The 13,271-nt window shown below is 34.2% G+C and carries 13 protein-coding genes and 1 pseudogene; 9 read left to right on the forward strand and 5 right to left on the reverse strand.

Annotated features, from left to right (window positions below):
- On the reverse strand, positions 1 to 866 hold an 866-nt coding region (locus tag AB8B65_RS00625; RefSeq protein ID WP_405298855.1), incomplete at its 3' end, for an OstA-like protein.
- 289 nt (positions 867 to 1,155) lie between these two features.
- Between AB8B65_RS00625 and AB8B65_RS00630 the strand changes: the two genes are divergently transcribed.
- From AB8B65_RS00630 to AB8B65_RS00670, 9 genes are all read left to right on the forward strand, one after another.
- Positions 1,156 to 4,005: a M16 family metallopeptidase gene (locus tag AB8B65_RS00630; protein WP_405298856.1), complete on the forward strand. Its 2,850-nt coding sequence runs from the start codon at positions 1,156 to 1,158 to the stop codon at positions 4,003 to 4,005.
- A 299-nt stretch (positions 4,006 to 4,304) separates the two neighbouring features.
- Positions 4,305 to 5,075: a ParA family protein gene (locus tag AB8B65_RS00635; RefSeq protein ID WP_405298857.1), complete on the forward strand. Its 771-nt coding sequence runs from the start codon at positions 4,305 to 4,307 to the stop codon at positions 5,073 to 5,075.
- 5 nt (positions 5,076 to 5,080) lie between these two features.
- Positions 5,081 to 5,986, forward strand: coding sequence for a ParB/RepB/Spo0J family partition protein (locus AB8B65_RS00640; protein ID WP_405298858.1), 906 nt, complete (start codon positions 5,081 to 5,083; stop codon positions 5,984 to 5,986).
- Entirely contained in the window at positions 5,976 to 6,623 is a 648-nt protein-coding gene (locus AB8B65_RS00645) for a DUF5683 domain-containing protein (RefSeq protein WP_405298859.1), read from the forward strand. Before AB8B65_RS00640 ends, AB8B65_RS00645 begins: the two co-directional genes overlap by 11 nt.
- 32 nt (positions 6,624 to 6,655) lie before the next feature.
- The gene (gene dapB, locus AB8B65_RS00650; RefSeq protein ID WP_405298860.1) at positions 6,656 to 7,357 is read left to right on the forward strand and encodes a 4-hydroxy-tetrahydrodipicolinate reductase; all 702 of its coding nucleotides are present in this window, start codon (positions 6,656 to 6,658) and stop codon (positions 7,355 to 7,357) included.
- A gap of 92 nt (positions 7,358 to 7,449) precedes the next feature.
- Positions 7,450 to 9,006 carry a signal peptidase I gene (gene lepB / locus AB8B65_RS00655; RefSeq protein ID WP_405298862.1) on the forward strand — a complete coding sequence of 519 codons (1,557 nt, stop codon included), beginning with the start codon at positions 7,450 to 7,452 and terminating at the stop codon, positions 9,004 to 9,006.
- Between the two features lie 187 nt (positions 9,007 to 9,193).
- Entirely contained in the window at positions 9,194 to 9,571 is a 378-nt protein-coding gene (locus AB8B65_RS00660; protein ID WP_405298863.1) for a four helix bundle protein, read from the forward strand.
- A 56-nt stretch (positions 9,572 to 9,627) separates the two neighbouring features.
- Positions 9,628 to 10,254 carry a WbqC family protein gene (locus tag AB8B65_RS00665; RefSeq protein ID WP_405298864.1) on the forward strand — a complete coding sequence of 209 codons (627 nt, stop codon included), beginning with the start codon at positions 9,628 to 9,630 and terminating at the stop codon, positions 10,252 to 10,254.
- Entirely contained in the window at positions 10,254 to 10,562 is a 309-nt protein-coding gene (locus AB8B65_RS00670) for a DUF6122 family protein (RefSeq protein ID WP_405298865.1), read from the forward strand. Before AB8B65_RS00665 ends, AB8B65_RS00670 begins: the two co-directional genes overlap by 1 nt.
- Positions 10,563 to 10,896: 334 nt before the next feature.
- Here the strand turns inward: AB8B65_RS00670 and AB8B65_RS00675 are convergent, their stop codons facing one another.
- From AB8B65_RS00675 to AB8B65_RS00690, 4 genes and pseudogenes are all read right to left on the reverse strand, one after another.
- Positions 10,897 to 11,109, reverse strand: a complete 213-nt coding sequence (locus tag AB8B65_RS00675) for a hypothetical protein (RefSeq protein WP_405298866.1) — start codon at positions 11,107 to 11,109, stop codon at positions 10,897 to 10,899.
- A gap of 112 nt (positions 11,110 to 11,221) precedes the next feature.
- Complete coding sequence (locus AB8B65_RS00680; protein ID WP_405298867.1) at positions 11,222 to 12,076, reverse strand: endonuclease/exonuclease/phosphatase family protein; 855 nt, start codon at positions 12,074 to 12,076, stop codon at positions 11,222 to 11,224.
- 186 nt (positions 12,077 to 12,262) lie between these two features.
- A complete protein-coding gene (locus AB8B65_RS00685; RefSeq protein WP_405298868.1) occupies positions 12,263 to 13,159 on the reverse strand; it encodes a rhomboid family intramembrane serine protease in 897 nt (298 codons plus the stop codon).
- Positions 13,159 to 13,271: pseudogene (locus AB8B65_RS00690) on the reverse strand (rhomboid family intramembrane serine protease); the annotation flags it as partial. The pseudogene AB8B65_RS00690 and the gene AB8B65_RS00685, both read right to left, overlap by 1 nt.

Consider the following 13,271-nt stretch of genomic DNA (forward strand, 5'->3'; position numbering starts at 1 on the left):
GTAATGTAGGCAGAATCTTTCGCTTTGTATACTTCGCCATAATGACCTTTTAAAATCATTTTATTAATGGTATCCGTAATTTTTATATTGTTGGTAGCGGAAGCAAATTCGTTATTTTTTTCAAAATACAAACTGTCGCCGTTTATAATTCGGTTGTCGTAATCAATGCGTGATTCTTTAACAAAATACCCTTTTTCGGCTACTGTATTGTAAAATCCGCGTTTGCAAAATATCGTATATTCTTTTCCTTTTATGGTGGATGGACCATACATGTACGCGTGTTTGGAATCGGTGTAATAATCTAGCTGTGCAGAGTTTACCGTATATTCTGGATTATCAATTTGCACATCTTTTAAGAATTGATACTTATTCTTTTCCATAAAATAACGTCCTTCAACGCTTGTTAAGGTTGATGCGCTATCTTTTACAATTCCTTTCGTATTAAAATAGGCTTCTTGGGCGTTTCTATCAAAATATAACGTATCAGTAGAAAGTGTCATGTCTGTATTTTGCAATCGGACATTTCGTTTGGAAACTGCCAATTTCGTATCGCCATCGTATTCAATATACTCACTAGACATTTCTATGGAATCACCTTGTTGAATAAACACATTTCCGTATGCTTTTACCCAATTTCTATCTTGAAACAACACCGCTCTATCGCACCACATATCCATACCTTCATGCTCAAAACGCACTTGACCATTATCGGTTTTAGAAAATATTTTTGCGCCAGGAAATTTTTCTTCGTTCACATTCAAATTTCCTCCATAGATAATTTTGATAACTGTTTTTTTAGTGATGGTTTTCTGGTTTTGAGAAAACGCAATTTGTGTTAAAAAGAGTAAAACGAATAATTTCTTCATAAAAGCAGTACCTAATTATACGTATCGAAACATCTTTTTTGAAGATGAAACAAGCGTGCAACTGTTAAAAATTCGATCAAAAATAAACTTTTTTGTGAGCAAAAGTGGAAAATTATGAATTTTTAACTTCCAACAGTTTAGAATCGCGCCAAGCAAATTATTCTTATAAAAATGAAGTCTTTAAAAGTAATACTAAACTCACAATTTAATGTTAAAGTTCAATAGGACTCATACCAACGTCTCACAATATATTTTATATTTATAAGAACAAACAATCAAATCGTTACCTATGAAAAAATATATTTACATGTTAGGGTGTGTTTTCCTGTTGAGTATAAGTGGTTTGCAAGAAGTTGTTGCGCAATCGCAACAAAGTACAGTAAGAACCTCACAAATAGGAGATATGCTTACCGATATTCCTACGAATCCGAATGTAAAGATTGGAAAATTGTCTAACGGACTTACCTATTATATCCAAAATAATGGAAAGCCCGCAAACAAAGTTGAGTTGCGTTTAGTATTAAATGCAGGTTCTATTTTAGAAGATGAAGACCAAGTTGGATTGGCGCATTTTATGGAACACATGTGTTTTAATGGAACCAAAAACTTTAAAAAGAACGAACTTGTAGATTACCTACAAAGTATTGGTGTAAAATTTGGAGCACATTTAAATGCATACACAAGTTTTGATGAAACAGTGTATATTTTACCAATTCCAAGTGACGATCCAGAAAAGTTAGAAAAAGGATTTCAAATCATAGAAGATTGGGCGCACAACGCTTTATTGACAGATGAAGAAATTGACAATGAAAGAGGTGTTGTGTTAGAAGAATACCGTTTAGGAAAAGGAGCAGATGAGCGTATGTTGCAAAAGTATTTGCCGAAAATAATGTACGGTTCAAAATATGCAAAACGTTTGCCAATTGGAACAAAAGAAAACTTGGAAACATTTAAGTATGAAAGTTTACGTCGTTTTTACAAAGATTGGTATCGTCCAGATTTAATGGCAGTAATTGCGGTTGGAGATGTTGATGTGAAAGTGTTAGAAGAAAAAATAAAATCACACTTTGGTAAAATTCCTGCGGCTGTAAATCCGAAGCCAAGAGTAAAACACGAAGTAAAAAATCATGAGGAAACTTTAGTCGCTATTGAAACTGACAAGGAAGCTTCGTTTGCCAGAGTACAAGTCTTATTCAAAGATTTAGGTGTTCCGGAGAAAATAAAGACAATAGCCGATTTCAGAAAACAAATCATTCAAAGTATGTTCTCACAAATGATCAATAATAGATTGAGTGAGTTGACAGAATCTGAAAATCCGCCATTTGTATTTGGATCAAGTTACCACGGCGGCACTTGGGCAAGAACCAAAGAAGCATATCAATCTACAGCAATGTCTGCGCCAGATGGACAATTAACAGCATTGACCGCTTTACTAGAAGAAAACGAACGTGTGCGAAAGTATGGTTTTGGACAAGCAGAATTTGAAAGAGCTAAGAAAAGCTTCATGGCAAATCTTGAAAAAGCTTATAAAGACCGAAATAAAATGGAATCTTCACGTATTGTGGGACAATATGTAAGGAACTTCTTAGAAGAATCGCCAATTCCAGGAATGGAATGGACATTTAAATTCTTCAATGAACAATTACCTACAATCAAACTAGAAGAAATTAATTCACTGATCAATCAATATCTCAGAGATACAAATACGGTAATTGTATTGACAGGTCCAGAAAAAGAAGATGCGCCAAAAATTACGGAAGCTGAAGTATTGGCTATTTTAAAATCTGTAAAAACAAAAGACATCAAACCGTATGAAGACAAAGCGGTAGGAACTAGTTTGATTTCTGATTTGCCAGATCCAGGGAAAGTAATCAACAAAAGCACAAATCCTTCTATTGGCGTTACCACAATGACGTTAAGTAACGGCGCAAAAGTTGTGTATAAACAGACCGATTTTAAAAATGATGAAATTTTATTTTCTGCGTATAGTTTAGGTGGAACTTCTTTATACAGCGATGCCGATTATAAAGCAATTGGTTTTGCAAATGGCGGATTGGCAGAAGCTGGTGTAAACGGTTTGTCAAAAGTTGATTTGCGCAAAATGATGTCTGGAAAAATAGCAAGAGTGCGTCCATATATAGGTGCATACAGAGAAGGATTTAGAGGAAGTACTACGCCAAAAGATTTGGAAACACTTTTCCAAATGACACATTTATACTTTACAAAACTAAATAAAGACCAAAAGGCATATAATTCGTTTGTGACCAAGCAAAAAGGGTTTTTAACAAACATGATGAAAAGTCCACAATTCTACTTTCAGTTTGAAATGGGGAAATTTATGAATGAAAAAAACCCAAGATATCAAGGTTTTCCAACGCCAGAAATGATGGATGCGAGCGATTACGATTTGGCATATAAAAAATACAAAGAACGTTTTGCTGATGTAGGCGATTTTAATTTTTATTTTGTTGGAAACGTAGACGCACAAAAACTACAAGAATATGTAGAAAAATACATAGCGAGTTTACCTGGGAAAAGTTCAAATGAAGCACCAAATTTTTCTACGTTCCGACCGTTGACAGGAAAGCACACAAAAATCATTGAAAAAGGAAAAGATCCTAAAAGTTCGGTGCAAATCATCTTCAATGGAAAAGCAGAATACAATAGTAAAGATGCACGAGCAATGCAGTTTTTGGGCGATATACTAAGTATTAAACTCATTGAAAAACTTCGCGAACAAGAAGGTGGCGTCTACGGAGCAAGTGCTTCTGGAAATATTCGTTCGTTTCCGTACGGATGGTTTAATATGCGAATTTCGTTTCCTTGTGGGCCCGAAAATGTAGATAAATTGACAACTGCTGCTTTGGCAGAATTACAATCAATAATAGACAATGGACCTACAGAAAAAGATCTAAGCAAAGTAAAAGAAGCTGCATTATTAGAAAACAAAGAGCGCGTAAAAAAGAATCGCTTTTGGCTCAACTATTTAAATAGTACAGATTACATGAAAAGAAATCCAAACAGGATTTTAAAATTTGAAACAGCTGTCAATGAAATTACAGCAAAAGACATTCAAAACATAGCACAAAAATACTTGTCAAAAGATTATATCTTAGGAATTCATAATCCTGAAAAATAAAGACATACAATATGGTAAAACCGCTCAGAGAAATTTGAGCGGTTTTTTTTGTGAAGCCCAGTTTTGAAAAGTCCAAAAGACGCATTCAAAATTACGAGTTGAACTAATTTTCCTAGAGAGCAGGATTCCTACTAACTACACCTCTAACACAAGTTAATCTCTACTAACTAATGTGTGTTGCGATACTTAACGTCCATTTAATTTAGTTTTAACGAAACATTATCACGTTTGTTAATAATTTTCATTTCATTAACTCAATAATAATTGTATTTTTATCGCTTAAAATCCTCAAACTAACCATGGGCAAAATAATTGCTATTGCAAATCAAAAAGGAGGCGTTGGAAAAACCACGACTTCCGTAAATTTAGCAGCATCATTAGGTGTACTGGAAAAGAAAGTATTACTGATAGATGCAGATCCGCAAGCAAACGCGACTTCTGGGTTGGGAATTGATGTGGATAGCATTGAAAAAGGGACGTACCAAGTGCTAGAACATACGGTAAGTGCGGCTGAAGTAATCATAGAAACAAGTTCGCCAAACCTGAGCATCATTCCTGCACATATTGATTTGGTAGCGATTGAAATTGAATTGGTAGACAAAGATCAGCGTGAATATATGTTACGCAAAGCCTTGGCTCCAATTAAAGATCAATTTGATTATATTCTCATTGATTGCGCGCCATCATTAGGATTATTAACCTTAAATGCATTAACCGCAGCAGATGCTGTTATGATTCCGATACAATGTGAATATTTTGCATTAGAAGGTTTAGGAAAGTTATTAAACACAATAAAAAGTGTTCAAAAAATACACAATTCAGACTTAGATATAGAAGGATTGTTGCTTACTATGTACGATTCTCGTTTGCGATTATCGAATCAAGTAGTAGAAGAAGTACAAAAACATTTCAATGATATGGTGTTTAAAACCATTATTCAACGAAATGTACGATTGAGTGAAGCGCCAAGTTATGGAGAAAGCATTATTAACTATGATGCAAGCAGTAAAGGAGCAGCCAATTACTTAAACTTAGCGCACGAAGTGATTAAGAAAAACAGTGGTAAATAAGATTTATGGCGAAGGCAACAAAAAAACAAGCACTAGGAAGAGGATTATCCGCATTACTAAAAGATCCTGAAAATGATATTTCTTCGGTTTCAGACAAAAATGCAGATCAGGTTGTTGGTAATATTGTAGAATTAGCAATTGCAACCATTGAAGTAAATCCGTTTCAGCCACGTACCAATTTCAATGAAGAAACACTGCGCGAACTGGCTTCATCTATTAGAGAACTAGGCGTTATACAACCAATTACGGTTCGTAAATTAGGTTTTGAAAAATACCAATTGGTTTCTGGTGAACGCCGTTTTAGAGCATCAAAACTCATAGGAAAGGAAACAATTCCTGCGTATGTGCGTATTGCAAACGATCAAGAATCACTAGAAATGGCGTTGGTTGAAAATATTCAACGTGCCGATTTAGATCCGATAGAAATTTCACTTTCGTACCAACGTTTAATTGACGAAATTAGCTTAACGCAAGAACAGATGAGTCAGCGTGTTGGAAAAAAACGATCTACCATTGCAAACTACTTACGTTTATTAAAACTCGATCCAATCATACAAACAGGTATGCGCGATGGTTTCCTAAGTATGGGACACGGACGTGCATTGGTGAATATTGAAAATACCAACGATCAATTGGAAATCTACGAAATGATTGTTTCCAAATCACTTTCTGTACGTGATACAGAAGCATTGGTGAAAAATTATAAAACAGACAAAATTATTGATGCGCCAGCAACTGAAAAAGAAGAAATTCCGAAGTTTGTAAAAAAAGGAGTTCGTGACTTTTCTGAATATTTTGGACATAAGGTTGATGTGAAAGTAGGGAAAAATGGCAAAGGGAAAATCACCATTCCATTTCATTCAGAAGCAGATTTCACACGAATTAAAAAATTACTAAAAAGTGGGAAATAGAATCATTATAGCGATATGTTTCTTGTGTTTTGCATGCCAAATATCATGGTCGCAAGAAGAAAAAGAAGAAACAAAAAAAGTACCCAAAAAGGAAAAGGTAACAGAAGAAAAAGTAACAGAAGAAACTAAAAAAGAAGAATCTGTTTTAAAAGTTGAAAATGCAGTTGTCGTAAAAGAAAAAAAAGGAATTGATCCGTTATCTCCTTCCAAAGCTGCTTTTTATTCGGCTATTTTGCCTGGTTTGGGACAAGCGTACAACAAAAAATATTGGAAAATTCCGATTGTATATGCTGCCATGGGAACGGGAATTTATTTCTACATCAGCAATAACAAAAATTACAATCGTTACAGAAGTGCATATAAAAGACGTTTAGCAGGTTTTATGGATGACGAATTCCAAGGAATTGTAGCTGATAATAACGCGCTAATTGATGCACAAGAATTCTACCAACGAAATCGCGATTTGTCACTACTACTCACGGTTGTAGCGTATGTGTTAAACATTGTCGATGCTAACGTGGACGCACATTTGTTACAATTCAACGTAAGTGACGATTTATCATTGCGCCCGCATATTGATCAAAATGAGATCGATTTCAATCGTAACTTAGGATTGACACTCAATTTTAAATTTTAATCAAGTAGACAGCTTCCAAAAACTGAACGCGTATGAATATTGCCTTGCTTGGATATGGTAGAATGGGAAAGGAGATTGAGAAAATTGCTTTGGGTAGAAACCACGTCATTATTCATAAAATTTCGCAAGACATTGCTTCGTATGACTTTACAACTGTAGATGTCGCCATTGATTTTAGCATTCCATCCGCAGCTTTTCAAAACATAACACATTGCATCAAACAACAAATCCCTGTCATTTCAGGAACTACAGGTTGGTTAGAAAGATACGATGAGGTTGTGCAATTGTGTGAAGCAGAAAAAGGCGCTTTCATTTATGCTTCTAACTTTAGTTTAGGTGTCAATATTTTCTTTGAGATGAATGCATACTTGGCAAAAATGATGTCGCAATTGGAAGATTATAAGGTGAATGTTGAAGAAATTCATCACACCAAAAAACTAGATGCGCCAAGCGGTACAGCTATCACATTGGCAGAAGGTATTCTACAACATACAAAGTACAACGACTGGAAACTTGATGCAGCCGAAAATGAAGAACAAATTCCGATAGTTGCCAAGCGAATTCCAGAAGTGCCTGGAACACACGAAATTACTTATACATCACCAATTGATACCATTGCTATAAAACACGAAGCACACAACCGACAAGGATTTGCACTAGGCGCAGTTGTAGCAGCAGAATGGATTCAAGGAAAAACAGGCGTTTTTAGCATGAAAAACGTGTTAAACATATAATAAATAGAAAATATATTCCAATTTGGAGTATATATTTGTAAATAACCAACGAGATTTGCTGCAAAGTAAAATCATCACTAAATAAACAACAAATGACGTTTACGCAAGGATTTTTAATATTTTTCCTAATCGTTCAACTGATCCATTTTTTAGGAACTTGGAAATTGTACGTAAAAGCAGGTAGAAAAGCATGGGAAGCTGCTGTGCCAATTTACAATGCTTTTATTTTAATGCGAATCATTAACCGACCAAAAGAATGGTATTGGGTAATTTTATTATTCATTCCAATTGTGCAGTTGATTGTTTTTCCTGTAATTTGGGTAGAAACTATTCGTAGTTTTGGACGTACAGAACGTAGCGAAACCATCTTGGTTGTACTTACTTTAGGATTGTATATTTTCTATGTAAACTATATGTTAGATGTAGAATATGCGCATGAAAGAAGTTTAAAGCCTCAATCTTCCGCGGGCGAATGGGTTGCTTCTATACTATTTGCAGTAGTAGCAGCAACGTTGGTGCATACGTATGTAATGCAGCCGTTTGTAATTCCATCATCTTCGTTAGAAAAAACATTGTTAGTCGGTGATTTCTTATTTGTAAGTAAAATTCATTACGGCGCTAGAACGCCGATGACTTCAGTGGCATTGCCAATGGTACACGATGCTATTCCGTTTACAGGACTAAAATCATACCTAAAAGAACCACAATTACCATATTTTAGATTTCCAGGATTTGAAGCTATTGAACGCAATGATATTGTCGTTTTTAATTGGCCAGCAGATGAATACGTAGATATAAATAATATGGCTGGTGCTAAAATGTACAAGCCATTAGACAAACGATCAAACTATGTAAAACGTTGTGTTGGTTTGCCAGGTGATCAATTGGAAGTACGTAATGGTTTTGTATTTATTAACGGAAAACAAAATGAATTGCCAGACCGTGCAAAATTGCAGTTTGGTTATATTGTTAGAACAAAAGGAGATAGATTTATAGAGCAATACATGCATGATCGTTATGATATTTCGGATAGATTTACACAAATAAACCAATATGCATATCAATTTGATGCATTGACTGAAGCTACCGCTAATGAACTTAAAAACCATCCGAATGTTGCAGCTGTTGAAAAAATTGAATATAAGAAAGAGCGTACAGCTGTTTTTCCAAAAAAAGGATCACACAATTGGAATGAACTTCATTACGGACCAATTGACATTCCGTATGCAGGGAAAAAAGTTGAATTGACCATGGACAATCTTCCTATGTATAAAAGAGCAATTTCAGAATATGAAGGAAATAATTTAACGGTTGAAGGCAATCAAATCAAAATTGATGGAAATGTAGTAACCTCGTACACCTTTAAGCAAGATTACTATTGGATGATGGGAGACAACAGAGGAAACTCTCAAGATTCCAGAAGTTGGGGATTTGTTCCGTTTGATCACGTATTAGGAAAACCCGTATTTGTATGGATGAGTTGGGATGGCAAAGCAACAGGATTGAATAAAATTCGTTGGAGTCGTTTATTTACAACTGTTAGCGGTGAAGGAACGCCAATTTCTTATTTCCCATATTTCTTAGTAGCTCTTGCAGGTTGGTTCGGATTCAGTTATTACAGAAAGCGTAAAAAAGAAGCTGCGAAGTAGATTTTTTGTTTTATGATTTGACTTTTTGTTGATTTGTCAATTTGTCAATTTGTCAATTCGTCAATTAGACTATTTGTTAGTTGATTAGTTTTTTGTGAATGAACGTATTTTAACAACGCTTATTTTTGAAATTCAACGCTTACGAAATATTTTTGCGAAAGTGTATTTTTGTTGCTATGTTTAGTGAATGAAGTATGTGTATAATTTTGAAAAACTTCAAGTTTGGGTGGAATCAAAAGAAGTAACAAAAAGCATTTATAAAATCACTCAGGAATTTCCTAAAAATGAAAAATTCGGAATAACATCGCAATTAAGAAGAGTTTCTATCTCTATATGTTCAAACATTGCAGAAGGTGTCTCTAGATATACAAATAAGGACAAAGCACGATTTATAACAATCACTTTTAGCTCTGCTGTAGAAGTCGTAAATCAATTGATAATTTCGTGTGAATTACAATTCATCACACAAAAACAATATGAATCATTAAGGTTTCAATTAGAAAGTATCACGAATAAATTGAACGCTTTGCGAAACTATCTAATCAAACCACAAACCAATAAATAATCAAAAAAGCATAACCGCACACAAATCAACAAACACACAAATCAACAAATAAACAAGTGATCACCACAATACATCCAACATATTTTCCAAGCATAGCGCATTACGTACTTTTTGCGAAATCTGCGCATGTAGTGTTTGAAATGGAAGATAATTTCCAGAAGCAAACCTATCGCAATCGCACGTATATCTATGGCGCAAATGGAAAATTGATGTTGAATGTTCCGGTGCGACATTCTAAGAAAGATAAAAATCAGAAATACAAAGATATTCCTATTGCCAACGAAACCGCTTGGCAACGTTTGCATTGGAAATCTTTAGAAAGCGCATACAGAACGTCTCCGTATTTTGAATATTACGAAGACGAATTGAAACCCTTGTTTGAAAAACGATATACGCGTTTAATCGATTTGAATTTTGACACCATACACGCCATAAATGAATGTCTGCAATTAGAGATTGAAACTTCTAAAACGCAGGAATATCAATCGATTATTACAGCTGAAAATAGCAAAGACTTCAGAAAACTCGCCAATGTCAAAAAAGAACCCAATCACGGTTTTGATACCTACACACAAGTATTTGAAGCAAGACATGGTTTCATTCCGAATCTAAGCATTTTAGATTTACTTTTTAATGAAGGCACCAATGCAATTACATATTTAGAACAACAAACCATTTTATAATGTTACGATTTTGTGTTCATTACGGATTACACTTTGTTTTTCCATTGCTTCTCGCTTTTATTCTCTACAAAAAACAATGGAAAACAACCTATCTCATTTTTGTGCTTTGTATGCTCATTGATCTCGATCATTTATTAGCAAATCCAATCTTTGATCCGAATCGTTGTAGCATCAACTTTCACCCATTACATACCTATTATGCAATTGCGGTTTACGCAGGATTTTTACTATTCAAAAAAACACGCATTCTCGGAATTGGTTTACTGCTTCATATTTTGGCAGATACAGTAGACTGTTGGATGATGTAATGTTTTAAAATGCTCCACAAAATCTAGGCTGTGTTACACACGCTTCATACGTAACTGTGCAATCTTGAAAGATGACAGAAGAACAGTTTTTGGTTTTACATAATGGGCTAAAAGAATAATCGCATCTTTTGCTATTGCCACCTATAATTGCTGTTTTCTTAAAATTAGAATAGTTCTTTTTTTTACGAGTGTTTTTTAAATTAATATTGACTCGAAAATAGGATCAAAAAAAAGCGAAAACAACAAGTGTAACCTGTGGTTTATGAATTACGAACCTCTAGTTTACAAATCAAAGATTATTAAAAAAATGAAAGTATTTCAAGTGATAATAATATTAGAAAGCTCCGCAAAATCTAGGTTCTGAAGCACAAGCTATATACGTAACTGTACAGTCTTCGTATAATTTTGACGAACAGCATTTTGTTTTGCACAATCGAAAACTCGTAAAGTGCGTGAATTTGTCCTTATTTCCACCTAAAATTTGTGCGCTGTCCAAGTTTGAAATAGACTTTTTGTTAAGCATTAATGTAGAAGTTTTCTTTTTCATAGCATACGGTTTTAGAATTAATAATACCCAAATGAATGAAATAGTAAACGAGGGAAAGTAAAAGCCGATAAAGTTTTACTTGTAATAAGTAATCAAAAGGAGTGATGTACTATCAATCTAACGAAATCACACTATAAATAGGGAAATGATCCGAATAGTGTTCGGTATGTGTTTTAAAAGAATTCACGGTAAAAGAAGGATCTGTCAAAATAAAATCGATTCGCATCGGAAAATACGGAAACTCTAAAGTAGATCCAAAACCTGTTCCAGCTTCTACAAAAGCATCTTTCATATCGCTTTTAATTTTTCGATACACATTAGAGAATGGTGTATTGTTAAAATCGCCCAAAATCACCTTTTTATAGCTACACTTAGAACGATTTTCTTCAAATAATTCTGCTTGCGATTGCTGCATTTTAAAAGCAGTTGCCATACGATTGAGCAAACGTCCAGAATTTTTCTGTGAAAATTCTTCTTTCTTCGGATTTATATGCAACGATTGTAAGTGCAAATTGTACACACGAATGGTGTCGTTATGCTGAACAATATCTATATAAATAGCGTTATTGGTAGTATTTGGAAAATTAATAGAACCTTTATTTACAATAGGCAATTTAGAAAAAATAGCTTGTCCGACTTTTTTATTTTTTCCTTTAGAAACGATAAACTGATGCGGATAAAAATCAAAAGCTTCTTTTTGGTTCTGATGAAACTCTTGAAACGCAACAATATCTGGTGAAGTAGTTTGGACTAAATCAACAATCTTTTGGTCAATGTTTGATTCTTTAATCCAATCATAAATATTAAACAAACGCACATTATAACTCATTACAGATAATGAATTTCCAGATGGTTTTGTCGGGTTTGCAGAAAATCGATACATCGTTGTCACATGCGAATACCCTAAAATAAGTACAATAAAAGATAGCAAAAATTGCTTTCGGACACTTAAAATCCAAAAAAGCATAAAAATAAAATTAATGACAATAAAAACCGGTACTAACAAACTCAGTACTGAAAGTATAGGGAAACTTTTTGGAACCGCGTATGGAAGAATATAGGAAAGGACCAATAGCGCAGCAAACACACTGTTTAAGAAGAAGATGACTCTGCTTAATATCCGTAATCTTTTCTTCTTTTTATCGTTCATACATTAATTTTCCTTTCCCGATTTGAATAAAAAGTCTTTCTCAGCTTTGGTTAAACTTTCATAGCCAGATTTACTAATTTTATCCAAAATACCATCTACTTTTCGTTGTTTTTCTGAAGCAGATTGGGATGGTTTACTACTAGTAGAACGTTTCGTTTGCTTGTTTTTGTATACAGTTTTTAAAGGAGATTTCTTTTTTGGTGTAAAATAAGCGACCAAACGATCCCAAAAACGTTCAAAACCAATACCAATATCTTTTCCTTTTTGTAATTGCGAAACAAACAAATAACCAATAAGTGCACCACCAATATGTGCAAAGTTTCCACCTGCATTATTACCTTGTTGAATGGCTGCCACATACGATATCACTAATAAAATAGCTACAATCCAATACTTAACAGGGAAAACTCCAAAAAGATTCACGATTAAATTCGGCACATACGTTGCGCCAGCTGCTGTGATAGCTAATACCGCTGCCGATGCGCCCATTAAAATTGCAGGTTGGTCAGCATACGCAGGCAATAAATTGTAAGCTACTAAAAATATGAAAGCGCCTGCAAAAACTCCGTAGGCATATACCGTGATAAATTGTTTCTCTGTGAAATATGCAGAAAATATTTTTCCTGTAAAGAACAATCCGATGCAGTTAAAAATTAAATGAAAAAATCCGCCATGTACAAAAGCGTAGGTAACAATTGTCCAAGGTTTTACAATCAGTTCCCCTAAATCGTTCGGAATGGCAAAATAATCATAAAAAAATGTAGGTGCATATCCATTGAAAGAACGGAAAATAGCATTAAATAACACCATTATTGTAAAAATAACAATGTTGAGTGCAATCAGTTTTTCCGCGGTATTAAAACCACGATACATTAGTAATAAGCGTGTTTTTGTATCCATTAATTCCAACGATTTTTATTAAACTGTGTTTTCTTAAAATATAACATGAGTAAAAAGCCAAACAATGCGCCACCTAAATGCGCAAAGTGGGCAATATTTCCTGCGCCAAATA

Source organism: Kordia sp., from assembly GCF_045105435.1.
In the GTDB taxonomy this organism is placed as follows: domain Bacteria; phylum Bacteroidota; class Bacteroidia; order Flavobacteriales; family Flavobacteriaceae; genus Kordia.